General features: G+C 63.2%; 18 protein-coding genes and 1 tRNA gene. 14 read left to right on the top strand and 5 right to left on the bottom strand.

What is annotated here, in order from left to right; translation table 11 throughout:
* The first annotated feature begins 4 nt into the window (after positions 1-4).
* The 7 genes from FP2506_RS18130 (at position 5) to FP2506_RS14795 (ending at position 17,713) form a co-directional block, all read left to right on the top strand.
* Complete coding sequence (locus tag FP2506_RS18130; protein WP_007068363.1) at positions 5-7,957, top strand: peroxidase family protein; 7,953 nt, start codon at positions 5-7, stop codon at positions 7,955-7,957.
* Positions 7,958-8,010: 53 nt separating this feature from the next.
* Positions 8,011-9,369 (top strand): peroxidase family protein, encoded by a 1,359-nt coding sequence (locus FP2506_RS19555; protein WP_007068362.1) that lies wholly within the window; start codon positions 8,011-8,013, stop codon positions 9,367-9,369.
* Positions 9,348-10,247 carry a peroxidase family protein gene (locus FP2506_RS19550; RefSeq protein WP_007068361.1) on the top strand — a complete coding sequence of 300 codons (900 nt, stop codon included), beginning with the start codon at positions 9,348-9,350 and terminating at the stop codon, positions 10,245-10,247. Before FP2506_RS19555 ends, FP2506_RS19550 begins: the two co-directional genes overlap by 22 nt.
* A gap of 124 nt (positions 10,248-10,371) precedes the next feature.
* Positions 10,372-11,838: a calcium-binding protein gene (locus FP2506_RS19545; protein WP_425277091.1), complete on the top strand. Its 1,467-nt coding sequence runs from the start codon at positions 10,372-10,374 to the stop codon at positions 11,836-11,838.
* A 158-nt stretch (positions 11,839-11,996) separates the two neighbouring features.
* Positions 11,997-13,766 (top strand): type I secretion system permease/ATPase, encoded by a 1,770-nt coding sequence (locus FP2506_RS14805; RefSeq protein WP_007068359.1) that lies wholly within the window; start codon positions 11,997-11,999, stop codon positions 13,764-13,766.
* Between the two features lie 12 nt (positions 13,767-13,778).
* Positions 13,779-16,322, top strand: a complete 2,544-nt coding sequence (locus FP2506_RS19540; protein WP_007068358.1) for a calcium-binding protein — start codon at positions 13,779-13,781, stop codon at positions 16,320-16,322.
* 68 nt (positions 16,323-16,390) lie between these two features.
* The gene (locus tag FP2506_RS14795; RefSeq protein ID WP_007068357.1) at positions 16,391-17,713 is read left to right on the top strand and encodes an HlyD family type I secretion periplasmic adaptor subunit; all 1,323 of its coding nucleotides are present in this window, start codon (positions 16,391-16,393) and stop codon (positions 17,711-17,713) included.
* A 164-nt stretch (positions 17,714-17,877) separates the two neighbouring features.
* Here FP2506_RS14795 and FP2506_RS14790 read toward each other — a convergent pair.
* The 5 genes from FP2506_RS14790 to FP2506_RS14770 form a co-directional block, all read right to left on the bottom strand.
* A tRNA-Val gene (locus tag FP2506_RS14790) sits at positions 17,878-17,952 on the bottom strand.
* A 500-nt stretch (positions 17,953-18,452) separates the two neighbouring features.
* A complete protein-coding gene (locus tag FP2506_RS14785) occupies positions 18,453-19,211 on the bottom strand; it encodes an iron ABC transporter ATP-binding protein (protein ID WP_007068356.1) in 759 nt (252 codons plus the stop codon).
* The gene (locus FP2506_RS14780) at positions 19,208-20,140 is read right to left on the bottom strand and encodes an iron chelate uptake ABC transporter family permease subunit (RefSeq protein ID WP_040490028.1); all 933 of its coding nucleotides are present in this window, start codon (positions 20,138-20,140) and stop codon (positions 19,208-19,210) included. The genes FP2506_RS14785 and FP2506_RS14780 overlap by 4 nt, the downstream gene beginning before the upstream one ends.
* Positions 20,141-20,237: 97 nt before the next feature.
* Positions 20,238-21,209 (bottom strand): ABC transporter permease, encoded by a 972-nt coding sequence (locus tag FP2506_RS14775; RefSeq protein WP_007068354.1) that lies wholly within the window; start codon positions 21,207-21,209, stop codon positions 20,238-20,240.
* A gap of 147 nt (positions 21,210-21,356) precedes the next feature.
* Positions 21,357-22,271: a siderophore ABC transporter substrate-binding protein gene (locus tag FP2506_RS14770; protein WP_202814210.1), complete on the bottom strand. Its 915-nt coding sequence runs from the start codon at positions 22,269-22,271 to the stop codon at positions 21,357-21,359.
* Between the two features lie 361 nt (positions 22,272-22,632).
* Between FP2506_RS14770 and FP2506_RS14765 the strand changes: the two genes are divergently transcribed.
* The 7 genes from FP2506_RS14765 to FP2506_RS14730 all read left to right on the top strand — a co-directional run bounded on the left by FP2506_RS14765 (position 22,633) and on the right by FP2506_RS14730 (position 26,980).
* Entirely contained in the window at positions 22,633-23,100 is a 468-nt protein-coding gene (locus FP2506_RS14765) for a hypothetical protein (RefSeq protein ID WP_007068351.1), read from the top strand.
* Between the two features lie 55 nt (positions 23,101-23,155).
* A complete protein-coding gene (locus FP2506_RS14760) occupies positions 23,156-23,881 on the top strand; it encodes a MotA/TolQ/ExbB proton channel family protein (RefSeq protein ID WP_007068350.1) in 726 nt (241 codons plus the stop codon).
* Complete coding sequence (locus tag FP2506_RS14755) at positions 23,874-24,272, top strand: ExbD/TolR family protein (RefSeq protein ID WP_007068349.1); 399 nt, start codon at positions 23,874-23,876, stop codon at positions 24,270-24,272. Before FP2506_RS14760 ends, FP2506_RS14755 begins: the two co-directional genes overlap by 8 nt.
* A gap of 23 nt (positions 24,273-24,295) precedes the next feature.
* A complete protein-coding gene (locus tag FP2506_RS14750; RefSeq protein ID WP_007068348.1) occupies positions 24,296-24,739 on the top strand; it encodes an ExbD/TolR family protein in 444 nt (147 codons plus the stop codon).
* Between the two features lie 3 nt (positions 24,740-24,742).
* Positions 24,743-25,825: an energy transducer TonB family protein gene (locus tag FP2506_RS14740; RefSeq protein ID WP_007068347.1), complete on the top strand. Its 1,083-nt coding sequence runs from the start codon at positions 24,743-24,745 to the stop codon at positions 25,823-25,825.
* Positions 25,826-25,860: 35 nt separating this feature from the next.
* Positions 25,861-26,613 carry a hypothetical protein gene (locus FP2506_RS14735; RefSeq protein WP_148227589.1) on the top strand — a complete coding sequence of 251 codons (753 nt, stop codon included), beginning with the start codon at positions 25,861-25,863 and terminating at the stop codon, positions 26,611-26,613.
* 61 nt (positions 26,614-26,674) lie between these two features.
* Positions 26,675-26,980, top strand: coding sequence for a DUF2218 domain-containing protein (locus FP2506_RS14730; RefSeq protein ID WP_007068345.1), 306 nt, complete (start codon positions 26,675-26,677; stop codon positions 26,978-26,980).
* The last annotated feature ends 17 nt before the right edge of the window (positions 26,981-26,997 follow it).

Here is a 26,997-nt window from a genome sequence, read left to right as displayed (position 1 = left end):
CATCATGGCCGTTAAACTTAACAAGAACGATCTCGATTTCATCCTCCGCCAGATCAAAATCGCTGAGGCGCACGCCGCCGGAATTCCGCTTACCGAGATTTACGTGGACGCGGCAGGCAATATCGTACCGAGCGGAACGGAGGGCGCCAAGCTCGCGATATCCGATCCGCACGTCCCCTATGGCCTGCGCACCGTCGACGGATCGTACAACAACCTCATCGAGGGTCGTGAGTACTGGGGCGCCGCCGACCAGGCGATGCCGCGCCTTCTCACGGCCAACTACCGTGACGATGAGGACAACGACCAGATGCCGCTCGGCGATCCGACGAATCCGACCACTCAGTTTGTCACCAACACGGACTACGGTCAGCCCGGCCACGTCGTCGACGCCGATCCGCGGATCATCTCGAACCTGGTCGTCGATCTGAGCGTCAACAACCCGGCCGCCGTCGACGCATGGTTCAACAACGAGGCCGCCGTCGCTGCATGGCACGAGATCCACGGCGAAGACATGATCCCGGTTCTGCCGGGCGAAGGCGCCGTCGAGCTCGACGTCTTGAACGCCGGCTTCGACCAGCAATCGCTGGCCAACGGCGAACCCAACGTCAACGAGGATGCAGTTCGCGGAAACTGGACGCTTGGCGCGCCGGTCGGTTGGGCTCTGACCGGCAGCGGCGGCACGTTTGCGCCGACCGATTTCGTTATCGACCAAGCGGGAATGACGGGCGAGAACGTGGCCTGGTTCCAGAGTGGCGCGGTACTGTCTCAGGACGTTGGTACGATAGGCGACAACACCAGCCATTCGCTGTCCTTCCGCTTTGGCAACCGCAGCGACAATCCGCTCGCAACAGGCGTCGCCCGCCTCGTCGCCATCGACGAGCTTGGCAACGCCACCGTCGTCTCGCAGGTGAACTTGCCGGCGCCGGCCGACGGCACATGGGCCGACGTCAACCTGTCGGCTAGCGAGGCACAGCTTGCCGCCCATGTCGGCTCGGAGCTTCGTGTCGAGATCTCCCATACCGGTGGTGGTCAGGCGCTGATCGACAACGTCGAGCTGAGCGCATCGAGCGGGAATCGCATCGAGATCACCGACGAGGATCTGGCGACCCTGCCGAACATCGCTCCGGATGACGGCATTTCGGCGCCATTCAACGCATGGATGACCTTCTTCGGCCAGTTCTTCGATCATGGCCTCGACCTCATCACCAAAGGTGGCAACGGTACCGTTTTCATCCCGCTTCAGGCGGATGACCCGCTCGTTGTCTCGGGCCAGGTGCCGCCGCACATGCAATTCATGGTGCTGACGCGCTCGACACCGACCGAGGGGCCGGACGGCAGCATGACGGAGGGGAAGAACGTCACAACGCCCTTCGTCGACCAGAACCAGACCTATACCTCGCACGCCTCGCACCAGGTCTTCGTCCGTGAATACGAGATGGTTGACGGCAGGCCGATTTCGACCGGCCACCTGCTGGACGGCGCGAACGGCGGACTGGCGACCTGGGCCGAAGTGAAGGTGCAGGCGGCCGAGAAGCTGGGCATCGCCCTTGCCGACGGCGACGCCGTCAGCATCCCGCTGATCCTGACCGACGCCTACGGCGAGTTCGTCCGCGGACCGAACGGCTTCCCGCAGGTCGTGCTGGGCGTCGGGCCGGACGGGATCCCGAACACTGCCGACGACATCGTCGTCGAGGGCGATCCGGAAAACCCGATTAACACCTTCACGGTGCAATCGGAGGACGGCTCGCTGACCGGCGCGGTCCGGATCGGACACGCCTTCCTTGACGACATCGCCCACGCTGCAAACCCGGTCGACAGCCAAACCGGATTGTTGAAGGCGGAAGGTACTTATGACTCCGAGCTTCTCGGCCGCCACTTCATCACGGGCGATGGGCGCGGCAATGAGAACATCGCGCTGACTTCGGTCCACCATGTGTTCCACTCCGAGCACAACCGACAGGTCGAAGATCAGAAGAAGACGATCCTCGAAACCGGCGACCTCGAAATGCTGAACGAGTGGCTGGCGGTCGACGTCAGCGAGGTTCCGACGGACCCGGCGGTGATCGCGACGCTGTCGTGGGACGGTGAGCGTCTGTTCCAGGCTGCGCGCTTCGCGACCGAGATGCAGTACCAGCACCTCGTGTTCGAAGAGTTCGGCCGGAAGATCAATCCGAACATCGACCCGTTCGTCTTCAACGCGGTGACCGACATCAACCCGGCGATCTTCGCCGAGTTCGCGAACGTCGTGTACCGGTTCGGCCACTCGATGCTGACCGACAACATGCCGCGCGTGTTCGTCGACGAGACCACGGGTGAAGTGTCGACCGACGACATGGGTCTCATCCAGGCGTTTCTCAACCCGGACGTCTTCAAGCGCGATGGGAACGACAACGAGATATCGGCCGACGAGGCCGCGGCGGCAATCGTTCGCGGCATGACGACTGAGCGCGGAAGTGCGATCGACGAGTACGTCGTGAGTTCGCTGCGGAGCAACCTGCTTGGCCTGCCGCTCGACCTGCCGGCGCTGAACATCGCGCGTGGCCGTGAGACCGGGATGCCAACGTTCAACGACGCCCGGGCCGAGCTCTACGGGCAGACCAACTCGGTCTGGCTGAAGCCCTACGAGAGCTGGGCGGACCTTGCCCAAAACCTGAAGACGCCTATGACGGTCGTAAACCTCATCGCGGCATACGGCCTGCATGAGACGGTTACCGGGGCTACGACGCTTGCTGACAAGCGCGCCGCTGCGTTCGACCTGGTGTTCGGCAGCGAGAGCCTGAACGATACCGATCGGCTCGACTTCATGCTGTCGCGCGGCGAATGGAACGCCGCGAACAATGGTCTGAACGAGATCGATCTCTGGGTCGGCGGCCTGGCTGAACGCATCATGCCCTTCGGCGGCATGCTGGGGTCGACCTTCTCGGCCATCTTCGAGGCGCAGATGGAAGCGCTGCAGTTCGGCGACCGGTTCTACTATCTGACGCGGACGCAGGGACAGAACCTGCTCAACGAGCTGGAAGAGAACGCGTTCGCCAAGATCATCATGGCGAACACCAACCTCACGCTGCCCGGACCGGACGGCATCAAGGGGACCGAGGACGACGTTACCCCGCACCACATCGGGATCGACGTCTTCGCCGACTACGACTTCGTCCTCGAGGTCAACAAGGCGAATCAGCTGATCGAGGATCCGGAGGGCAACGACCCGATCCTCGAGGCGCTTGGCCGCAAGAAGGTCCTGCGTGACGATCTGACGACTTCGGAGGTGGAGACCAACTACATCAAGTTCACCGGTGGCGAGCACATCGTTGTCGGCGGCACCAACGATGACGACACGATCATCACCGACGACGGCGACGACGCGATCTGGGGCGACGCCGGCGACGACTACATCGAGAGCGGCTTCGGCGTCGACCTGGTGAACGGCGGCTACGGCAACGACATCATTTTGGACGCCGGCGACGAAGGCGACTTCCTGAAGGGCGACGAAGGCGACGACGTGATGGCTACCGCCAACGGTCTCGACGTCCTGATGGGCGGCGAAGGCAAGGACGCGATCTTCCTCGGCGCAGACGCGTCTGAGGTCTTCGGCGGCGAAGGCGATGACTTCATCGTCGGCGGCGAAGGCGCGGATTTCCTCCTGGGCAACGAGGGCGACGACTGGATCGAGGCCGGTAAAGGCTTCGACACGACCGCGGGCGATAATTCCGAGCTGTTCTTCAACTCGCGCATCCTCGGTCACGACGTCATGTTCGCAGGCTCGGACGAGCATGATTTCGACGCCGAATCGGGCGACGACATCATGGTTCAGGGCGAAAGCGTCATGCGCAACGAGGGCATGTTCGGCTTCGACTGGGTCTCCTTCCAGGGCAATGTGCGTGACGCCTATGCCGACATGCGGATCAGAATCTTCACGACCGAGGAGGAAGACATTCTGCGCAACCGGTTCGATAAGGTCGAAGGCCTTTCGGGCTGGAACGGCGACGACCAGCTGTTCGGCGACGAGCGAACCTCCGCGGATGCCGTACCGGACGAGATCGTCGACTTTGCGACCGTCGCTGCCAACGAGGCGACATTCTTCGGTGACGGCCTGAGCCAAGCCGGCGTCGACCGGATCGACGGTCTCAGGGAGTGGCTCGGCGATCTGATCGAAAATGCTCCGACCGGTATGACGGCGGACGATCTTGAGCAGGCTATCTCTTGGGACAGCGGAAACTTCATTATGGGCGGCCGGGGCAACGACCGCATCCAGGGTAATGGTGGCGACGACGTCATCGATGGCGACCGGTGGCTGAACGTCCGGATCAGCATCCGCGATCCTGAGACGCAGGAAGAGCTGGGGACCGTGACCACCATGCGTCACGTCTTCTCGCAGGCGGATGTCGATGCCAACACCGCGCAGCAGGCATGGGTTGGTCGGTCGGTCTTCGAGATGCTCATCGATCGCACGATTGCACCGACCAACATGCACATCGTCCGCGAAATCCTGAATGATGAAGGGGATGCGGCCTCGAGCTTCGACACCGCCGTCTTTCGCGGCAACATCTCGGAATACGTGATCGAGGGCGCCGGCGTCGGCGGCCAGAACTTCAGCGACGTGGACGGCGACGGCTTCGTCGAGATCCGTCACATCGATCCCCTCGCCGGTGACGGCGTGACCGTCGGGATCGACGGCACAGACTATCTGAGGGGGATCGAGCGTCTTGAGTTCGCCGATGCCACCATCGACCGCGAGGCCGGGCTCGATAACCTGCCGGAGGGCACGCCGACGCTTCAGGCGCTGACCAATGTCGACGGCGAACTGGTCTTCCAGGCGGGTCTGCCGATCCGAGTGGCGACCAATGCCGATGGCTCGCTTGCCGGTGTCACCGACTCAGACAACGAGAATGGCGGTGCGATCACCAACTTCACTGTGGCATGGCAGATCGAGGATCCCGCGGGCAGCGGCGTCTTCGTCGACGCTTTGGCGGCCGGTGTGACGTTCACCCCCGATGGCGACCCTGTCATCGGGCTGGACGGCGAGCGGGTCCGCGCGGCGATCACCTATACCGATGGCGCGGGCCGGCGGACGACAGTCGTGACCGAACCTTCGGAGCCGCTCGATCCGGCGACGGATCTGACGGACGCCAACGGCGACCTGCTCTTTGTTGGATCGCATGCGATCGACATGAGCGACCCCGTAAACGCAGGCTTCGTGACGGCCTTCGTCGGCTCGGACGGCATGGACAATATCGTCGGAACCCCCGGTGACGACGTCATCGTCGGCCTCTCGGGCGAAGACACGCTCGACGGCGGCGCCGGCGACGACCTGCTTGCGGGTCAGGGCGGCGACGACACTCTTATCGGAGGCGGCGGGAACAACGTCTTCGAAGGGGGCGACGGGGTCGACACGGCAGTCGTGGACTACAACGCGGCGGATGCGGAGTTCTTCCTGACGCCGACCGGCAGCCTTGAAACGGCGATCGGCGCAATCGAGGACGAGTTCATCGACATCGAGCGCATCCGGTTCGACGACGGTGAGGAGCTGACCATCCGGCAGGCCGAAAACCGCATCGCCGACTTCCAGCGGGGCAACGGACAGGACAACGAGCTCGATGGCACAGCAGCCGACGATACGATCCGTGGTCTCGGGGGAGCCGACACCATCCGCGGCGGCGGCGGGAGAGACTTGCTCCTTGGCGACGGCGGTGCCGATCTCCTGAACGGTAACGGGGACGATGATACCCTCGCAGGTGGACGCGGTAACGACACCGTAAACGGCGGCGCGGGAGACGACACCGTGTTCTGGTTTACCGGCGACGGCCGCGACGTGGTCAACGGCGGCGGCGGGACTGACGCCTTGTCGGTGAACGGTGATGAGGCACTCGCGGAGACATTCCGCATCTACACTCGCGATGCTGCGATTGCGGCAGGCCTGAACCCCGGAGGCGCAGCCACCGAAATCGTCATCACACGCACGATCAACGGTGCAGCTGACACAAACGCAGATCGAATTGCTCTGGTCAGGAATGTCGAAGAGCTGGAGATCAATACGCGGCCGATCGGCGGTGCGGGCGAGGCCCGCGGCGATGCGGTCCAGATTTTCGGCGACTTCAGCACGACCTCGCTGGCGCTCAACACGATCACGATCGATGGCCAGGCCGGCGATGACACGGTCGACATCACGAACCTGCAGTCAGCGCACCGCATCGTGTTCAAATCCAATGGAGGCAAGGACACGGTTATCGGGACACTACGCCCGCAGGACGTAATCGAACTGGCTCCAGGGTCCGAGATGTCGGACTACGCTTTGATTGAAAAAGATGGAATGACCACCCTGTCGAACGGGCGCCATACGGTGAGCTTCCCTTCGAATGGCATCCCAACGTTCAAGTTGGCAACCGGCGAGGTTGTCGGCCTCGAGGCCACCCGCGGCGCTTTCACCTTGACTGCCCGCGACCTTGAAGGACTGAAGAATCTGGTCAATGGTCGTCCGGCCTTTGAGGGTGACGACGACACCGAAGGCGCTGCCGGGGTACGCGAACTGCTCGGCCGCAACAACAACGAGAACAACCCGGAATTCGGCTCGGCGGACGAAGTCTTCATTCGCCTGACCGAGGCCCGCTACGGCGAATACGACGCAACGATCAACAACCGGGCCGTCAACCCGATCTTCGCTGGGCTCGACCCACGCGAGATCAGCAACATCCTCGGCGTTCAGGAAGCTGATCTGGCGCCAGCGAAGTCGGGCGCAAACACCTTCTTCATGGCGTTCGGCCAGTACTTCGACCACGGCCTCGACTTCTTGCCCAAAGACTCTCTGAACGGAGTGATCGAGATCGGCGGGCCCGGTTCGGCCCGCGCCCCAGGCGTCGACAATCCGGCCGACCTCACACGCGGCAAGGTGCATGTGATCGACGAAAACGGGATCCCGCAGCATCTCAACAAGGCTTCGCCCTTCGTCGATCAGAACCAGGCATACGGTTCGAACGAGCTCGTCGGCCAGTTCCTCAGGGAGAGCGACGGTGCTCAGGGCTTCGGCATGCGGCTGCTGGCCGGTGCCGACGACCCGTCCAATCCCGAATTCCGGCTCTTGCCGACGCTGCGTGAGCTGATCGAGCATCATTGGGAAGCGAACACGATCTTCCGGGATCCTTCGCTGCCGAACGGGGCGATCAGCTTCCGGGAATACTTCACCGACTTCCCGATCTCGGAAGGCGTCACCGGCAACCTCTTCGACGAGGCAACGGGCGCTTACGATCCGGACGTCGTGAACCATCTGGTGTCGGACTTCATGGGCGGAGGCTATCCGCTGCTCCTCGACACCAACCCGTTCATCAATCTCCTCGACCACTACATCGCCGGCGACGGGCGGGCGAACGAGAACTTCGCACTCACCTCGATGCACACAGTGTGGGCGCGCAACCATAACTTCCACGTCGAAACGCTCATGGAGGCTGGCTTCGAGGGCACGTCGGAAGAGTTCTTCCAGGCCGCCAAGATGCTCAATGAGGCGGAGTACCAGCGCGTCGTCTTCGATGAATTCGCCGACTTCCTGATCGGCGGCATCCGAGGCAGCGGCAGCCACGGCCACGACGAGTACAACCCCGACGTCGATGCCCGCATCTCCCACGAGTTCGCAGCCGCGGTCTACCGCGTGGGCCATTCGCTGGTCGGCCAGACCATGACCGTCATTGGCCCGGACGGGCAGCCGCGAGAGGTCGCCCTCTTCGACGCCTTCCTCAATCCGACCAACGAGGCGGGTGCCTTCACGGGTCCGCTGCCTCCGGGCTACGTGCCGCAGCCGGGCTACGCACAGCTTGGTGTGGGCGCGATCCTGAGCGGTACCGCCATTCAGCCGGCCGAGGAGGTGGACTTCAACATCGTCGATGCGATCCGCACGACCTCGTTCGGATCAATGCCGACCTGTTCTCCTTCAACGTCGCTCGCGGCTGGGACATCGGGCTGGGCACGCTGAACCAGGTCCGCGCTGATCTGAAGGCTTCCAACGATCCCTATATCAAGGAGGCGGTGGAACTCGCCGGCAACCTCGACCCCTATACGTCCTGGGAAGACTTCCAGGTACGCAATGGCTTGAGTGACGACATCATCGCGCAGATGATGGAAGCCTATCCGGACCTCGTCCTGTCGACGCCGGAAGAGATCGCCGCCTTCGTCGCGGTCAACCCCGACATCGCTCTTATGGACGGGCCGAACGGCAGCAAGATCGTCAGCGGCATCGACCGTGTGGATCTGTGGGTCGGTGGTCTCGCCGAGAAGCACGTGATGGACGGAATAGTCGGCCAGACCTTCTGGGTGGTGCTGCACGAGCAGTTCGACCGGCTGCAGGAAGGTGACCGGTTCTATTATCTCGACCGCTTCGACAACTTCGACTTCTACGAGACCTTCGTGGACGGTCAGGACTTCTCCGACATCGTGGCGCGGAACACCGGCCTGACAGGTCTTCCCGAGGATATATTCGTTGCCGACCTCGACGACGATGAGGATCGGGACGACGACGACGACCACGACAACGATGAAGATGACGACGACGTCGACACCGGTACGGACGACGACGGAGACGACGACGGCACCGGCACCGGTACGGACGACGATGGAGACGGCACCGGCACCGGCACGGACGACGATGGAGACGACGACGGCACCGGCACGGACGATGGCGGAGACGGCGACGGCACGGACGACCGCGGCGCTTTCACCTTGACTGCCCGCGACCTTGAAGGACTGAAGAATCTGGTCAATGGTCGTCCGGCCTTTGAGGGTGACGACGACACCGAAGGCGCTGCCGGGGTACGCGAACTGCTCGGCCGCAACAACAACGAGAACAACCCGGAATTCGGCTCGGCGGACGAAGTCTTCATTCGCCTGACCGAGGCCCGCTACGGCGAATACGACGCAACGATCAACAACCGGGCCGTCAACCCGATCTTCGCTGGGCTCGACCCACGCGAGATCAGCAACATCCTCGGCGTTCAGGAAGCTGATCTGGCGCCAGCGAAGTCGGGCGCAAACACCTTCTTCATGGCGTTCGGCCAGTACTTCGACCACGGCCTCGACTTCTTGCCCAAAGACTCTCTGAACGGAGTGATCGAGATCGGCGGGCCCGGTTCGGCCCGCGCCCCAGGCGTCGACAATCCGGCCGACCTCACACGCGGCAAGGTGCATGTGATCGACGAAAACGGGATCCCGCAGCATCTCAACAAGGCTTCGCCCTTCGTCGATCAGAACCAGGCATACGGTTCGAACGAGCTCGTCGGCCAGTTCCTCAGGGAGAGCGACGGTGCTCAGGGCTTCGGCATGCGGCTGCTGGCCGGTGCCGACGACCCGTCCAATCCCGAATCCGGCTCTTGCCGACGCTGCGTGAGCTGATCGAGCATCATTGGGAAGCGAACACGATCTTCCGGGATCCTTCGCTGCCGAACGGGGCGATCAGCTTCCGGGAATACTTCACCGACTTCCCGATCTCGGAAGGCGTCACCGGCAACCTCTTCGACGAGGCAACGGGCGCTTACGATCCGGACGTCGTGAACCATCTGGTGTCGGACTTCATGGGCGGAGGCTATCCGCTGCTCCTCGACACCAACCCGTTCATCAATCTCCTCGACCACTACATCGCCGGCGACGGGCGGGCGAACGAGAACTTCGCACTCACCTCGATGCACACAGTGTGGGCGCGCAACCATAACTTCCACGTCGAAACGCTCATGGAGGCTGGCTTCGAGGGCACGTCGGAAGAGTTCTTCCAGGCCGCCAAGATGCTCAATGAGGCGGAGTACCAGCGCGTCGTCTTCGATGAATTCGCCGACTTCCTGATCGGCGGCATCCGAGGCAGCGGCAGCCACGGCCACGACGAGTACAACCCCGACGTCGATGCCCGCATCTCCCACGAGTTCGCAGCCGCGGTCTACCGCGTGGGCCATTCGCTGGTCGGCCAGACCATGACCGTCATTGGCCCGGACGGGCAGCCGCGAGAGGTCGCCCTCTTCGACGCGTCCTCAATCCGACCAACGAGGCGGGTGCCTTCACGGGTCCGCTGCCTCCGGGCTACGTGCCGCAGCCGGGCTACGCACAGCTTGGTGTGGGCGCGATCTGAGCGGTACCGCCATTCAGCCGGCCGAGGAGGTGGACTTCAACATCGTCGATGCGATCCGCAACGACCTCGTTCGGATCAATGCCGACCTGTTCTCCTTCAACGTCGCTCGCGGCTGGGACATCGGGCTGGGCACGCTGAACCAGGTCCGCGCTGATCTGAAGGCTTCCAACGATCCCTATATCAAGGAGGCGGTGGAACTCGCCGGCAACCTCGACCCCTATACGTCCTGGGAAGACTTCCAGGTACGCAATGGCTTGAGTGACGACATCATCGCGCAGATGATGGAAGCCTATCCGGACCTCGTCCTGTCGACGCCGGAAGAGATCGCCGCCTTCGTCGCGGTCAACCCCGACATCGCTCTTATGGACGGGCCGAACGGCAGCAAGATCGTCAGCGGCATCGACCGTGTGGATCTGTGGGTCGGTGGTCTCGCCGAGAAGCACGTGATGGACGGAATAGTCGGCCAGACCTTCTGGGTGGTGCTGCACGAGCAGTTCGACCGGCTGCAGGAAGGTGACCGGTTCTATTATCTCGACCGCTTCGACAACTTCGACTTCTACGAGACCTTCGTGGACGGTCAGGACTTCTCCGACATCGTGGCGCGGAACACCGGCCTGACAGGTCTTCCCGAGGATATATTCGTTGCCGACCTCGACGACGATGAGGATCGGGACGACGACGACGACCACGACAACGATGAAGATGACGACGACGTCGACACCGGTACGGACGACGACGGAGACGACGACGGCACCGGCACCGGTACGGACGACGATGGAGACGACGACGGCACCGGCACGGACGATGGCGGAGACGGCGACGGCACGACCAACCCGCCGCCAGCTTCTTCGGGCGAGACCGGCAGGCTGGGAACGACAGGTGCCGACCTTCTGGTCGGGGAGGCCGGGGCCGACGTCTTGTCCGGGCTCGAGGGTGACGACTTGATCCTCGGCCAAGCAGGTGATGACACGCTCCTGGGCGGCGACGGCAACGACCTCGTGAAGGGCGGTGACGGCAAAGACGTCATCTTCGGCGGTGCCGGAGCTGATGATCTGTTCGGCGACGGCGGAGATGACATGATCTTCGGCGACGGCGGCGACGACCGGATCTTCGCCGGAGAGGGCAATGACGTCGCGGAGGGCGGCGCCGGGTCCGACACCGTCTATCTCGGAGCCGGCGACGACCGGGTCATCGCGAAGATGAACGACGGCGACGATGTCTACTGGGGCGAAGCGGGTGTGGATACCCTCGATCTCGCCGCGATCATCGGCGGTCTGTCCGTCGACCTGGGCAGTGGCGTCATGCAGCATGGTAGCGTTGCAAGTGCGGCCAGCGGTACGGACACGATCTTCGGCTTCGAGAACGTGGTCGCCGGATCCGGCGACGATACGATCATCGCATCGAACGTTGTGAACGTCATGGATGGCGGCGGTGGGAATGACACATTCGTCTTCAACTCCGCCGCGGCCGCAAACGGTGACACGATCGTCGGCTTCCAACCGGGCGACACGATCGACCTTTCCGGCATCGACGCCAACACCGGGGAGGCAGGGGATCAAAGCTTCTCGCTGGTGAGCGGTGGCTTCACGGCTATCGGCCAGGTCATGGTGACGCATGAGACGCGTGACGATGGCGAGTACACGGTCGTGACCGCGCATTTGAGTGACGATAGCGCCGACGACTTCAGCATCGCGTTGACGGGCCGGCACAATCTGACAGCCTCCGACTTCAACGGCGTCAGCTGACGAGGCGACGAACCTTTCGGGGGCGTCGCGACGTCGCCCCCGATCTTCAGGAAACATGTCCGGCGCCCAGCGCCAGCACGGCCGAAGACTTCGCGCGATGCGTATGTGCCGGTTTGTGAAAGATTGGGCGGGGACTTCTTGGGTGGGACACCGGTGCCATGGCGAAGAAGCGCAAAAAACTGAAGAGCGGAAAGGCCCTCATGACCGAGAAGATCGGTCGCTACCGGGGCCTTGCGATCTTCCTCCTTCTCCTTTCAGGGGTCATCAACGTGCTGGCGCTCACCGGCGCGTTCTACATGCTTCAGATCTATGACCGAGCTCTGACGAGCGGTAGTGTACCGACGCTTGTCGCGATCTCGGTCCTGGCCATCGGCCTTTATCTCTTCCAAGGCTTCTTCGATGTCCTGAGATCACAAATCCTGATCCGCTTCGGCGCGCGGATGGATGCGCGTCTAGCCCCTCTCGCCCATGAGGTGGTCGTTGAGATGCCCCGCTACGGCTACTCGACCACGGAAGCGCTGGAGCGCGGCCGCGATGTCGACACAGTGCGCAATTTCGTGGCGAGCCCGGCACCCGGCGCGCTCTTCGATCTGCCGTGGATGCCTTTGTTTCTTATCTTCGTGTTCATGCTCCACCCGCTTCTGGGCCTTCTGACCTGCGCGGGCGCTCTCGTCTTGATCGCACTGACAACTCTGACCGGAGCGTTGACGAAGAACTCGGCCGCCGAAGTGCAGAAGGCCGCCGTCCAGCGCGGAAATCTGGCCGACTGCCACGCCCGGAACGCAGATATCCTGCGCGCCATGGGCTTTGCAGGACGCGCGGTGGCGCGCTTCGAGGCGGCGAACGAGAAGCATCTGCAGCTTCAGACTCGCACGAGCGACATCTCGGGCTCCTTCGCCGGGCTGTCGAAGGTCCTGCGCATGATGCTGCAGTCGGCGCTTCTGGGTCTCGGCGCATATCTCACGATCCAAGGTGACCTGTCGGCCGGTGCGATCATCGCTTGTTCGGTGGCTTCTGCCAGGGCACTTGCGCCAATCGACGTGATCCTTGGCCAATGGAAGAACATGGTGTCGGCACGGCGCAGCTTCGATCGTCTTCAGGAGACTATAGAAGCCATGGACGACGACAGTAAGTTTCTCGAGCTTCCCGCCCCGACAAAGTCGATAAAGGTCGAGAACATCACAATAGTTGCCCCGGCAACTGGCGCGATCCTCGTCAGCGACGTCTCCTTCGAGGTCAAGGCAGGTCAGGCCCTCGGACTGATCGGCCCGAGCGGTGGTGGCAAGACGTCACTGGCGAAGGGGCTCGTCGGGGTCTGGCCGCTTCTCAGGGGCCATGTGCGCCTTGACGATGCCGATCTCGATCAATGGCGCCCCGACGTACTGGGCCAGAGCATTGGATATCTGCCCCAAGACGTCGCGCTGCTCGACGGCACTATTGCCGAAAACATCGCGCGGTTCGATCCCGAGGCCGATCCGGGCTCCATCATCTCGGCCGCCAGGGTAGCGGGTGTCCACGAGATGATTGTGCGCTTGCCTGCAGGCTACCAAACCGAACTCGGTCCGAACGGCACCTCTCTCTCCGCCGGACAAAGGCAGCGGATCGGCCTGGCTCGTGCGCTCTACGGCAATCCGTTTCTCCTTGTTCTCGACGAGCCGAATTCCAATCTCGATGCAGAAGGGGAAGCAGCGCTCACCGAGGCCATCAAGGCCGTGCGCGAACGAGGCGGCTTGGCGGTCGTCATTGCGCATCGTCCGAGTGCGTTGGCTGCGGTGGATCTCGTCGCAGTCGTTCAGAACGGTAAGCTGACAGCGTTCGGGCCCAAGAATGATATTCTTGGAGCCGCCGCGAGACCAACCCCCTTCCCGTCTATTCACGGCGGCGCTGCCGCCAATGCCGCCCGCGCCGTGGCCTCACCTTCGAAGTGATGGGAGGTCGAGATGGAACAACCCCTTCGGATCGGTATACCTCGGGGCGACGAGGCAGAAGCACCGAAGACCCGGTTCGAGGCCAACGAACCGACGACGAAGTTTCGATCGATATCGGTGCTCCCCTTCATCATGGGTGGTTTCTTCTGGATCCTCGGCAAGATCTTCAGCGACCGCGAGGAAACTGTTGCTGACGAGGAGACGCCGAACGGCTCGCCAGATCCGCAACAGGAGCCAACCCCGGAGCAAGCTGTCACTGCGCCTTCGGTCGATGGATCCGACGAGGCGACAGCGCAGAACGTAGTCCGGATCATCGATTATCTCGATTCTCTGTCCGGGCGCGCGACTGCGTCTCCTGTGAATGGTTCGAGCGCGGCGCTCTCGTTTCTGTCTTCGGACAATGCTCTCGGTTCCAATACATTCCTGAACCAGAGCGCAAGAAGTGCCGTCAATGGCGTGTCGGAGAGCGGCGATCTGCCGCCGTCATTGTCCTCTAACATTCCGAACGGAATTTCGGCCCCTTCGAGTGGCAATCCATCTGGCTCACCCGTACCTTCGGACGGGGGTCAGAATGGGATTCCTTTCCCTCCCCCGGTAGAGGTCGGGCCCACCGAGCCGCAACCGACCCATCCCAGCAACCCACCCGCAAACGGTGGCGGAGGAACGAGCGATCCGGAGGAAGATGACGAGGACGACATCCTCACGCCTCCGGGGCGCACGAACCGTCGTCCGGTTCTGTTGGGGCCTGTCTACCTGAACGACGGTCGGATGAATGTCTCGGTCACCATCACGATGTCGATGCTTCTGCTGGGGGCGAGCGACGCTGACGGAGACACGCTCATCGTCCGAAACCTGGTTGCGGATGGAGGGGAATTGGTCCGGGTCGGGCTCGAGCGTTGGCTATTCACACCGGACGAGAACTCGGTGGCACCGATCGTCTTCCGCTACGACGTCTCCGATGGAACCGAAGCGGTCCAGCAAATTGCGCATTTGCGCATACTTCCCGGCACGGACAATGAGATCGTCGGCACCGATGGCGATGACATTCTGCTTGGCACTCCTCTTGTCGATGTGATGGACGGTCGCGGCGGCGACGACATCATCTACGGGCGCGAAAGCAACGATGTCATTTACGGCGGCAGCGGCAACGATCGTCTGATCGGAGGAGATGGCGACGACACAATCTACGGTGGCGCTGGCAACGATATCCTTTTCGGCGGTTCAGGGAATGACGTTCTGTTCGGCGAAGACGGCGATGACATCCTCTATGGCGAAGAGGGTGACGACGTGCTCGACGGCGGCGCTGGCAACGACACCCTGTATGGGGGCGCCGGCAACGACGCGCTCGACGGTGGCAGCGGTGACGACGCACTCTACGGCGATGCCGGCGATGACGTCCTAGAGGGGGGCACAGGCGAAGACTCGCTTCACGGCGGCCTCGGCAATGATGTCCTCCTCGCAGGCAGTGGAAACGATCGTCTTCGTGGCGACGACGGCGACGACCATCTCTACGGCGACGAAGGCCAAGACATTCTCGATGGTGGAGACGGTACCGATACGCTTCATGGAGGCGCCAACGACGACGAAATCGACGGCGGCAGCGGCAATGACCGGCTCTACGGTGATGAGGGCGACGACATCCTCGAAGGGGGCGTTGGCAACGACACCCTGTATGGCGGCACCGGCGACGACGAACTCGACGGCGACGAAGGCGACGACCATTTGTACGGCGGTGGAGGCGACGACATTCTCGATGGTGGAGACGGCACCGATACGCTTTATGGCGGCGCCAACGACGACGAACTCGACGGCGGCGCCGGCAATGACCGGCTCTACGGCGGTGGAGGCGACGACATCCTCGAAGGAGGCGTTGGCGACGACGTTCTGCATGGCGGCGAAGGCAATGATGCTCTGTGTGACGACGCGGGGATCGACTACCTGTACGGCGGTGAGGGCGACGACCACTTCTATGCGATCTCCGACGGCGTCGTCGACGAATATCGAGGGGGCGAAGGTTCGGATACCCTCGATCTCGGGGATCTGATCCTCGATTCGCTGATCGATCTTCCGAATGGCACCCTCTGGATCGCCGATCAGGAAGAGGCGCAATTCTTCGAGATCGAAAATGTTGTCGGCGGCCGCGGTCACGACCGCCTGGTCGCGGACGCCGACGTCAACGTGATGGTCGGGAATGGCGGCGATGATATCTTCGTCTTCCGCAAGATCGAGGCCCTCAGCAATGATGGCGGACCGAGCGACCGTATTCGCGACTTCGGGCCCGGTGATCGGATCGACCTCTCGCGTATCGACATCGAAAGCGACGACTTCGGCAGCCGCAAGCTCTTCTTCGCCGGCGCGTGTACCGAGAGCATCGAAGACATCGGATCCCTGACATTCAGACATCGGCTGCTCGACGACGGGCGAGAACAGACGGTCATCATCGCGCAACTGGATTCCGATCCGGAAGCAGACGCGGAGATCGTTCTGGACGGCCGGCATGAACTGACTGCTGCCGACTTCATCCTGGCCGAACGCAACTTCGAGAACCAGACCTGACACGACACCGGGCCGGAGAGGCGGCGTGACCCGCTGAGGAACGTCCCGGCATCTAGGAGGACACGACAATGACCAAATCCGCCAACAACACGGCTCCGGCAGTCCGACGTCCTCGCGACAAGAGTTTCGGAATCGGCTCGCGGGTCTTTCTCGCAAGCACCTTCGCGATTTTGCTGGTCGTTGGCTGCGGTGGTTGGTCCGTCCAGGCAAAACTGTCCGGGGCTGTCATCGCGCAGGGCCAGGTCACCGTCCGGACCCAGGTAAAGGAAGTCCAGCATCGCGACGGCGGGATCATCAAGGAAATCCTCGTCGAACCGGGATCGACGATCGAAGCCGGAGATGTGTTGCTGCGCCTCGACGAAACCCAGACGAGGGCCGAACTTGGAGTGCTGCGCTCGCAGCTTGCAGAGCTTCGCGGTCGCAAGGCGCGTCTGATCGCCGAACGTGACGGTGCGGCTGAGGTCGTGGTCGAACGGGATGCCGAAGGAAACACGATTTCAGAAACAATTCTTAAGGGCGAGCAGCGGCTGTTCGGTGACAACCGCGCGACGCGGGACGCACAGCGCAAGCAGTTGCAGGCGCAGATCGATCAGTTTGCGGAACAAATACGGGCGCTGGAAGCCCAGCAGCAATCGAACGCTGCCGAACGCGCGCTCGTCGCCGACGATCTCGATCGCCTGATGCCGCTCGTTCGCAGGCAGGTGGTCGAAGCCAGTCGAACTCGAACGCTGGAGCGCGACATTGCTCGCCTGGACGGTCTGACCGGCGAGATCGCCGCGAACATTGCTCGGGTCCGGGGACAGATCAGTGAGTCGGAACTGAAGATAATTGAGCTCGACCAGCAGGTTCGTACCGATGCCCAGCGAGAATTGCGCGATGTGGAGGGCAAAATTGCTGAGCTTCGGGAAAGGGCGGTCGCAGCGCTCGACCGGATGGACCGGATGGATCTGCGGGCGCCAATCAGCGGCATTGTGAACGAAGTGCGGGTGCACACCATCGGGGGCGTCATCGCGTCCGCCGAAACGGTCATGACGATCGTGCCAGAGGGTGAGGAGCTTGTGGTCGAAGCACGCCTCTCGCCCGTCGATATCGATCAGGTCGAGCCAGGCCAAACCGCGAAATTGCGCTTCTCAGCCTTCAACCAGCACACCACTCCGGAAATCGCCGGAACCGTGGAGATCGTCGGCGCGGCGGCGAGCCTCGATCAGGCAACAGGCCAAGCCTACTATCTGGCAACCATTGGGATCCCGGACGATACCGTAATCAGCCGCAGGTCTCTCGTCCCCGGCATGCCGGTGGAAGTTTTCCTCCAAACCAAGGAGCGAACCGCGCTTTCCTATCTCGTCAAACCCTTCACCGATCAGATGCAACGGGCGCTCAGAGAGGAATGAGAGCTACAGCCAGATTGGCAGGAACAAGGGTCACGAAGTGGGTTGAGCCTGCCTATGTAGGCATCGCAAGCGATGGATGCTCGCGCAACAGGGCTTCAGTCGAGACTGAAACGACCACTTGATCGTGAGCCGACTTGAAGACGGAAAACGTTGATGAGGCCACGTGGTGGGCACGACTGGGATCGAACCAGTGACCCCCTCGGTGTGAACGAGGTGCTCTCCCGCTGAGCTACGCGCCCCTGTGAGACTGCAGTTCCGCCAAGTGAAACGGAGTCTTCGGACCAGCCGTCTATAAGCGTGCAGGGCGACGAGCGTCAAGCAGAGCTTCACGGATGCCCAGCGAAGTAATTGAGCTCGATAACTGCGATAACGGGTTTGGAGAATCCCTTATCTCAGTTCGCGGTTTCTCGCTCGCATTCGATCAACCCCTAGCGCTGCGAAAGGCGTCGAACTTACTCGTCGATATGCCGGTTCATGCCTAAAACGGCAGAGCCGGCAACGGTCTTCATACGCAACGCGTCCTCGTAGAAGTTTCAGTCAGAAACCCGGTGCAGGCCATTCCCGATCGGTCAGCGACTGCGTATAACGCCTGTCTTCGTTTCGGCATTTGCGTTGAACTAGAACAATACATCATCGCCTCAGTGTAGGCCTCGTGGTTATTCGCGGAAGTCGTACTTACGAGCGGGATGGCGTCAGTTTCTACGGTTTGGGTTGTCCCTCCCCGTTCAGCAGACCGGGTTCACTTTTGGAAAAGGCAGGTCACCTGGCCGTCGATCTCGCGAACAATCACCGCGAGGCCGAAGATCTCGCCGATGATAGGCTCGGTCACCACCTCGCGCACCGGGCCCTGACAGGCGATGCGGCCGTTCTTCATGGCGACGATGCGGTCGGCATAAGCGGCCGCGAAGTTGATGTCGTGAATCACGACGACCACCGTCTTGCCGCGCTCGTCGGCGGCGCGGCGCATCAGGCGCATGATCTCCACCGCGTGGCGGATGTCGAGATTGTTGAGCGGTTCGTCGAGGAGGATGACGTCGGTGTCCTGCGCGAGGGCCATGGCGACGAAGGCACGCTGGCGCTGGCCGCCCGACATCTCGTCGAGAAAGCGTTCTGCGAATTCGTGAAGTCCGAGAAAGCCGATCGCCTCCTCGACCTTCTCCCGGTCGGCCGCCGACATCCGTCCCCTCGAATGGGGAAAGCGGCCGAAGCCGACGAGGTCGCGGACCGTAAGGCGTGAGACAACGACGTTCTCCTGGCGCAGGATCGCGAGACGGCGGGCGAGTTCGTCGCTTGGCGCCTTCGCCACGTCGAGCCCGGCCACGCGCGCCTGCCCTGCATCCATCGGCAGGAGCCGCGCGATCATCGAAAGAAGAGTGGATTTTCCCGCGCCGTTCGGACCGATGATCGCGGTGAGGCCCGAAGCGGGCAGCTCGAGGTCGACGTCGTCGACGACGAGTGAGCGGCCATAGCGTTTGGAGATGCCGGCGGCCTCGATCATGCGGTGCCTTTCTTGAGGAGAAGCGCGAGGAACACGATGCCGCCCGCGAATTCGACCACCATGCCGAGGGCCGAATTGTAGCCGAGGCCGCGCTCGAGGATCGTCTGTCCGCCGACAAGGGCGATCACCGCGCAAAGGCTGGCGGCGAGAAGCATGACGGCGTGTCGGCGCGAGCCGACGAGGCTTCGGGCAAGGCTTGCGACGAGGAGGCCGAAGAAGGTGACCGGTCCGACGAGCGCGGTGGAGACGGCGACGAAGAGCGCGCAGAGCGCGAGCACCAGAAGCGTCGTCCGGCGATGGGCGATTCCCAGCGAGATGGCGGTGTCGCGGCCGAGCGCCAGAACGTCCAGCGTAGGCAGAAGGCGCGCCGTCGCGAGCGTTGCGGCCCCGATCACCAAGGCCGCGACTCCGAGGAGGGACACGTCGACGGTGTTGAAGCTTGCAAACATCAGGTCCTGAAGGACGACGAAATCGTTCGGATCGATCAATCGCTGCATGAGCTCGGCGAGCGAGCGGAATAGAACGCCGAGGACGAAGCCGATGAGAAGGAGGCGGTGGATGTCGCGCGCGTGGCTCGAGAGCAGCGTGCCGTAGAGAAGGCAGGCGAAGCCGACGAGGATCGCCGTCTCCACCGCGAAGAGCAGGACCGAATCGATCGTCACGGTGAAGGCCGCCCCTGCGGAGAAGACAAGGGCCGTCTGGAGAAGCCGGTAGAGCCAGTCGAAGCCCATGATCGAGGGCGTGAGGATGCGGTTCGCCGAGATCGTCTGGAAAAGGACCGTCGAGACCGCGATCGCGTGGCCGACGAGGACTATGGCGGCGAGCTTGGTGCCGCGATAGGAGAGGACGAACGCCCAGGAGCCGCGAGCGCCGAGGGTCATGAAAAGACCAATTGCAAGAAGTGCGAGAGCGGTAAGGGCGAGGAGCATCGTGCGGTTCTCGGCAAAGCCGCCATCGCTCGTGCATGTCGGCTGTACGTTCCGATCGTGTACTCTGCCGATCGCACGGTCCACGAGGGTGCTCGCTTCAGCCATGCGCCGTTCTCCGTCCGAAGAGGAGCGCGAGGAAGATAACGGCGCCGACCACGCCCATGGTCGTCCCGACGGGGATCTCGTAGGGCGCGCGTACCACGCGACCGATAATGTCGCAGAGGCAGACGAGCCCGGCGCCGCCGAGCGCGACATAGGGCACGGTCTTTCGGCCGTTGTCGCCTACGGCCATCGAGACGAGGTTCGGCACGACGAGCCCGACGAAGGGGATCGCCCCGACCGAGACCATGGTGACCGCGGAGACAAGGGAGACGAGAACGAGGCCGATAAAGACGGTCTGGCCGTAGGAGAGTCCGAGACCGACGGCGACGTCCCGCCCCATGCCGGCGAGCGTGAAGCGGTCGGCGAAGAGGATCGCCAGCGCAACGAGGCCGAGGGCGATCCAGAGGAGTTCGTAGCGTCCCGCAAGCACCATGGAGAAGTCGCCGAGCATCAACGCCCCGAGCGACTGCATCAGGTCGAAGCGATAAGCGATGAACTGGGCGCCTGCGCCGATGATCCCGGCGAGGATCAGGCCGACAAGCGGCACGAGAAGGCCGGAGTGCAGCTTCAGCCGGGCGAGGATCGCCATGAAGAGCCCCGCGCCGAGAAGACCGAAGCCAGCGGCGACAAGCATCTTGCCGAAGACGGGCGTCGCCGGGGCAAGGAGCGTGATCGCCAGCATGCCGAGGCTCGCCGATTCCGTGACGCCGACGGTCGAGGGTTCCACGAAGCGGTTGGAGCTCAGCATCTGCATGATGAGTCCGGCGACTGCGAGGCCAGCCCCCGCAAGGAGTACCGCGAAGGTGCGCGGGAACCGGCTGACGAAGAGAAGCTGGAGTTGATCCACCGACAGTTCACCCGACAGAAGAGCAGGGAAACCCAGATCGCCGGCCCCGACGGCGAGACTCGTAATGGCGAGAAGAAAGAGCAGGACGCCGGCCGTCGTGAGGATCGAACGATGGGACATTTGTTTTTGGCCAGTCGGGATCGAAGTGGGGGGGCGTCGCGCGGTTCGCCGTACACACGAACCCAGAAGTACGAAATCGAACGAGGCATGCGGTCCCTACCGCACACCTCGTTACGGCGCCTCACCCGCGCTGTGACTGCCGCACTCCTAAGAGCCTTCTTGAGAAAGGGCCTTGCTCACCTGGTCGACGGCGCTCTGCATCGCACGCAGGCCGGAGGCGGCGAGATACCAGTCGCCCGGATCGAGATCGACGACCTGGCCCGTCGACCAGGCGGTGGTGCCGCGCACGAGTTCGTTGTCTAGAAGAGCGGCGGCCGAACCCTGTCCGATCGCCGCGTCCCGATCGATGGCGAAGAGCCAGTCGGGATTTGTCTCAGCGATGTATTCGAACGACACCGCCTCGCCGTGATTGCCTTCGCCGAATCCGCTGTCCGCAGGCGCGATGCCGTAGGCGTCGTGGAGGATCCCGAAGCGGGAGCCGGGGCCGAAAGCACTCACCTTGTTGCCGGTTGTGAGGAGGATGAGTCCCGTACCGGCGTCCTGCGCTCTGCTGCGCAGATCTTCTATCGAAGCCCGGAGCTTGGCGATGGCTTCGCCGGCCTCTTCGCTCTTGCCGAAAATCGCCGCAAGGGCCTCGGTGCGGTCGATGGCGCTTTCCAGATAGTCGCCCTCGTCGACGGTCATGTCGATGGTCGGCGCAATGCCCGAAAGGGTGTCGGTCTTGTCGCTGGAGCGGCCGCCGGTCACGATGAGGTCCGGCTGAAGCGCATTGACGGCTTCGAGATCAGGCTCGAACAGTGTGCCGACCTTGGTTGGACCACCCTTCCCGAATCTCGAGAGCCTGTCCGGATATGGCGCGTCGGGCACCCCGTCGATCTCGATGCCGAGCGCATCCAGCGTATCGAGGGCCGATAGGTCGTAGACGACGACGGTTTCCGGCGTTCGCGGCACGGTCACATCACCCCGATAGGTCTCGACCGTCAGCGTTTCGGCGTCTTCGGCGCCCTGAGCGAAGGCTGGCGCAGCTAGGCCGAAAGCGCCGATGAATACGAGGGCTGCCATCAACGCGCGCGGAAGAGCGGCGGCGCTCGACGGGAAGAAGGTCATGCAGTTTCCTTATCGGGTGAGCGCCCGTGGGCGCATGCCGACGCAGGATTGCATGAAGAAGATTGTTTATGTCAACATTACGCGGGTCTTCGCGCTTCACAGGCTGGTGAGGCTCGCGGGATAATACTCCTTCTCTACATTAGAATACTTTCAAAGAAACAGAATTAGACAGATTCTAAGGTCAAATCGAGGTGATTTTGGCGGCATTCGCAGTCGTGGCGTCGCGAAGCCAGGTATGGCCTTGATCAATAACTTGACTCTAATAATCTGATTTATGTAGGGCGTAGCAAACGCCATCCGGATCTCAGGAACAAGAATGCCGATCCCGACTCGTATGCGGTTCGCCGCCGCCCTCACAATGTTTGCCTCGCTCGTCCTGTCCGGTCCGTCCGCCGCGCAGGATCGGAACGACGAACCCGCACCCCGCGCGGGCGGGCCGGCCTTCTCCATCGAACTCAACCGTGCGGTGCCGACCGACGATGGATGCCGCCTGGGCTTCGTCACAACGAACAAGCTTGGGTCTGACCTCTCGAAAGCAGCCTTCGAGATCGTTCTCTTCAACCCGGAAGGCCTGATCGAGCGGCTGCTCGTTCTCGATTTTGGTGTGATGGCGGAGGGCCGAACCAAGGTGCGCGAGTTCAATCTGTCGGGCTCGTCCTGCGAGACGATCGACCGGGTTCTCGTCAATGACGTTTCCGCTTGCGAGGGCGAAGGTGTGACTAACGAGGTCTGCGCTTCGGCGCTGACCGCATCGTCGCGCGGCGACATCAGCCTCGGCCTTTGAATTCGTCGCTCGCTTGCGAGCGCCGCGCAGTAACTTTTCGTGAGCGTCGCTTTCCATGAATGCCTCCCTTCTCATTCAACCGGTCCTGCAGATTTATGAACTCGGCGGCTTTGTCGTTGTGATTCTTGCGGCCCTCTCCGTCGTCGCCTTCGCCGTTGTCCTTCTCAAGCTGTGGCAGTTCTCGCGCGAGGGCGTCGGCAAGCGCCGCGCGAGCCGGCAGGCGGTCGATGCCTGGGTGCGCGGCGACACCGCAAAAGCCCTGAAGGCCGCCGAGGGCGGGCGCGGCCCGGTGGCGGGCGTCGTCGCCTCGGCCATCCGCGGCGCGATGACACGCTCTCTCGCAAGGCAGACCATCGAGGAGGACGTCCAACGTATTGCGACAGAGCGGCTCCATTCGCTGGGATCCGGCCTGCGCCTCCTCGAAGCGATCGCGCAGATCGCGCCGCTCCTCGGCCTGTTCGGCACGGTGCTCGGCATGATCGAAGCTTTCCAGGCGATGCAGAACGCCGGGTCGGACGTCGATCCTTCCCAGCTTGCAGGCGGCATCTGGGTCGCGCTTCTGACGACCGCCGTCGGTCTTGCCGTCGCCATGCCTTCGCAGCTTCTGACCACTTGGTTCGACGGGCGCATCGAGAACGAGCGTGTCGCGATGGAAACCGCGATCGCCGCGATCTTCACGAGAAGCGTCACCGACCGCGCCATTGGAACGAGAGCGGCGAGCGAGAACGCGGATCGCACCGCTTCCTCTCCGGCTGAGGCGCGTCTCGCGCCTGGTGAGTGACGCCATGCGGATCGGGGCGAAACGGGCACGGCGCGCCGGGCTGTCGATGACGTCGCTGATCGACGTCATCTTCCTCCTGCTGCTCTTCTTCATGCTGACCTCGACCTTCATTCGTCACCAGGCGGTCGAGATCGCAGCGCCCGCGGCGGAAGGCGCGAGCGGAGGCACTCAGCCGGACGTCATGATGCGTGCTCGACCCGACGGGGTCATCGCGATCAACGGCGAGGCTATCGAGACGGCGGGTCTTGTCGCCCACCTCACGGGCCTGCGCGAGGCCGGCGGCGAGAAGCTCCTCGTCAAGGCGGACGAGGGGGCGGACAGCCAGACCCTGGTCGGCGCCGTGGAGGCGGCCCGCCGCGCCGGCTTCGCCGCGATTTCCGTCGCCGACTGACCTTCAGATTTCGGATAGACGCCATGAAACTCGACAGACCGGTCAAACGTCGCGGCCAGGACCCGACGATCGCACTGATCAACATCGTCTTCCTGATGCTGATCTTCTTCCTGCTCGCGGGCACGGTCGCGGCGACGAGCGACGGCGATATCGAACTGATCCGCACGAGCGAGGCCGAACGCATGCGACCGCCCGCCGGGCCAGTCGGCATCACCGCGGGCGGTGACCTGCTTTATGGCGGCGAGACGGTCAGCGAGGAGGCTTTGATCGCAGCGCTCGGCGAGACTACGGCTGCGCCGATAACGGCAGGCGAAGGCGAGCCGGCCGAAGCACTTAAGGCTGGCGAACCGGTCTCCATCACCGCCGATCAGGCCCTTCCGGCCGCCGATCTGATCGCCTTCCTGCGCAACATGCGCGAGGCGGGTTTCGACACGCGCATCGTCACCCGGTCGGGCGGGAGCCTCTAAGCCATGGCTCTTTCCCGCCGCGCCTTGATTTCGGCGCTCATCGTCTCATTCGCGATCCACGGCGGCGTCGCGCTCTGGTTCACCGCGGCCTCCAGCGAGGAAGAGCCGGCGATGATGGAGGGCGGGCCTGGTCTCGAAATGGCGGTTGCCGGAGACCCCTTTGACGCGCTGGCCGAGGGCGAGGAGACCAGCGAGGCCGAGACCGCGACGGCGGCTGAAACGACGGAGACGGTGGAAGCGGAAACGACGGAGACGGCCGAACCTCGCGAAACCGAAGAAACGGTCGAAGATGCACAGCCGCCCGAGACCATGGTCGCGGAAGCGACTCCCGAGGCACAACCCGAACCGAGCGAGACAACTTCAGGTACGCAATCCGAGATCATGACGGAAGCGCCGACGGAGGCGGTTACGGAGAGCGAGGTCGAAACGGTGCCTTCGAGCGAACAGGCCGAGGTCGCCGCAATCGAGCCTGAAGCGCCAAGCGCTGCGACGGTCACGGAAACGGTCGAGGCGATGGACCCGCAGCCCGACAACGTGCCGCGTCCGACCCGGCGTCCGAACCCGCCGCCCCGCCGCGTCGCGGAAGACCCGCCGGAGCGCGCGCAACCGCGCCGCGAGGAACCGCGCCGTGAGCGGGCCCAACAGCAGCGACGCCAGGCACAGGCTGAGCGCGCCGAGCGCACGCAGGCGGCCAGCGGCAGCCGAGGACGCAACCAGGCCAACGCCCAGCGCGGGTCGCGCGAGAGCGGAAGGGCGGCGAGGTCAGGCGGCGGTCGCTCCGGTGTCAGCGCTTCTCAGGCGCAGTCGAACTATTCCGGACAGGTTCTCGCTCGTATTCGCGGCGCCCAGCGTTATCCGACGGCGGCGCGGCGTCAGCGCGCACAAGGCACGGCATCCGTCTCCTTTACCGTCACGGCGCGCGGAGGCGCTTCGGGCATCCGCCTCGTCCGCTCCTCGGGCAACGCGCTGATCGACCGGGCCGCGGTCGATACCGTGCGACGCGCGTCACCCTTTCCGCCGATCCCGCGTGAAGCTGGCCGGAACTCGATGAGCTTTTCGGTTCCGATCCGCTTCCAGCTCCGCTGATGGGCATTCTCTTCGCGAGGAATGGTGGGGCCACAATGGCGGACAGGCTGGGAGGTGACCCGTCTCAAGACGATTTCGCAAGCCTCCTTGCTGCCGCGCGCCCTTCGGCCCGCGAAGAACTCGACCTTCTGCTCGAAAGAGCGGATGAGGCCGCAGACATCGGGGACGGTCTCGGAGCCCGGCTCTTCCGATCCGCGCTGACCAAGGCCTGCATGAAGCAGCGGGCGCTCGGTGCGCCCTCCAACAAGATCGCCCATGCGCAAATTCATCGTGCGCTGTCCCGTTCCATCCTGTGGACGCTCTCGTCGCTCTGGCTGCTTAGAGGGCTCGTCCCCGTTGGTACGGCCGATGAAACCGTAAGGCTCATGGAGCGGGCGCGAGACATTCGGCGACCGGTCGCAGGTTTCGCGCCCGTCGGTCCGGGGACGGCCGCCGATCTTCGCGCCGCGATCACAGATATCTCGCAATCCCTTCTCCAGATCAGCGTTTCGAAAGCGACGGTCGCTCCGTCACTGCGCCGAAGCAATTGCGCGATCGGCGTTGCAGCACCCTTCTTCCTTCTCAGGCGTCACGGCGCAGCGAATTGCGACGTTCGTGCGAAATTGACGCGTTTCATGGAGCGTGCCGCGCCCGAACTCGCTGATGCGATCGCTTGGCAGCCCAGCCCTAACACTGCGGTTGACGAGGCGGCCCGGACGCCAGCGCCGAGACCGGTCCGGCAGAGCTGCTGTCTCAAATATACCTGCGGGTCGCGCAGCTTCTGTGGCACCTGTCCGAAGCGGGAATAAGACCGGCGAGACCAGATCCGGACGACCGTAAAACAAGCCCTTGAAACAAAAGTTAGATGCCATGCCAGCCTCTTCGACGACGTTTCAGACCGAGAATGCCACCCGGTACAAACAGGCGATGGCAAAGCATTTCGGCCACAAGATCCCGGTCGAGGAGACCGAGAGTGCCGCGGTCCTCGGTTTCGAGATCGGTTCGGGCACGATCGCGATCACCGGGGACGGGCTCGCGCTCACGGCCAGTTCTGCGAGCGCGGACGACCTCGCAACGATCGAGGACGTCCTCGAGCGCCATCTTGAGCGGTTCGCCTTTCGCGAGGAGTTCCCGAAGCTCCACTGGCAGCGCGCGGAAGCCGGCGAAGAGGGCTGAGCCTTCCGGTTTCGGTC

It is taken from the genome of Fulvimarina pelagi HTCC2506 (genome assembly GCF_000153705.1).
Classification (GTDB): domain Bacteria; phylum Pseudomonadota; class Alphaproteobacteria; order Rhizobiales; family Rhizobiaceae; genus Fulvimarina; species Fulvimarina pelagi.
The sequence above is the reverse complement of the archived record's forward strand: the minus strand, read 5'-3'. Positions and strand labels throughout refer to the sequence as shown.

Bases quoted from the DNA above. Each gene is read 5' to 3' on its own strand.
- FP2506_RS14740 (WP_007068347.1), top strand. From the start codon at position 24,743: ATGGCTCTTTCCCGCCGCGCCTTGATTTCGGCGCTCATCGTCTCATTC.
- FP2506_RS14785 (WP_007068356.1), bottom strand. From the start codon at position 19,211: ATGATCGAGGCCGCCGGCATCTCCAAACGCTATGGCCGCTCACTCGTC.
- FP2506_RS19540 (WP_007068358.1), top strand. From the start codon at position 13,779: ATGGAACAACCCCTTCGGATCGGTATACCTCGGGGCGACGAGGCAGAA.
- FP2506_RS14730 (WP_007068345.1), top strand. From the start codon at position 26,675: ATGCCAGCCTCTTCGACGACGTTTCAGACCGAGAATGCCACCCGGTAC.
- FP2506_RS18130 (WP_007068363.1), top strand. From the start codon at position 5: ATGGCCGTTAAACTTAACAAGAACGATCTCGATTTCATCCTCCGCCAG.
- FP2506_RS19545 (WP_425277091.1), top strand. From the start codon at position 10,372: ATGATGGAAGCCTATCCGGACCTCGTCCTGTCGACGCCGGAAGAGATC.
- FP2506_RS14795 (WP_007068357.1), top strand. From the start codon at position 16,391: ATGACCAAATCCGCCAACAACACGGCTCCGGCAGTCCGACGTCCTCGC.
- FP2506_RS14735 (WP_148227589.1), top strand. From the start codon at position 25,861: ATGGCGGACAGGCTGGGAGGTGACCCGTCTCAAGACGATTTCGCAAGC.
- FP2506_RS14770 (WP_202814210.1), bottom strand. From the start codon at position 22,271: ATGGCAGCCCTCGTATTCATCGGCGCTTTCGGCCTAGCTGCGCCAGCC.
- FP2506_RS14805 (WP_007068359.1), top strand. From the start codon at position 11,997: ATGGCGAAGAAGCGCAAAAAACTGAAGAGCGGAAAGGCCCTCATGACC.
- FP2506_RS14760 (WP_007068350.1), top strand. From the start codon at position 23,156: ATGAATGCCTCCCTTCTCATTCAACCGGTCCTGCAGATTTATGAACTC.
- FP2506_RS14750 (WP_007068348.1), top strand. From the start codon at position 24,296: ATGAAACTCGACAGACCGGTCAAACGTCGCGGCCAGGACCCGACGATC.
- FP2506_RS14765 (WP_007068351.1), top strand. From the start codon at position 22,633: ATGCCGATCCCGACTCGTATGCGGTTCGCCGCCGCCCTCACAATGTTT.
- FP2506_RS14780 (WP_040490028.1), bottom strand. From the start codon at position 20,140: ATGCTCCTCGCCCTTACCGCTCTCGCACTTCTTGCAATTGGTCTTTTC.
- FP2506_RS14775 (WP_007068354.1), bottom strand. From the start codon at position 21,209: ATGTCCCATCGTTCGATCCTCACGACGGCCGGCGTCCTGCTCTTTCTT.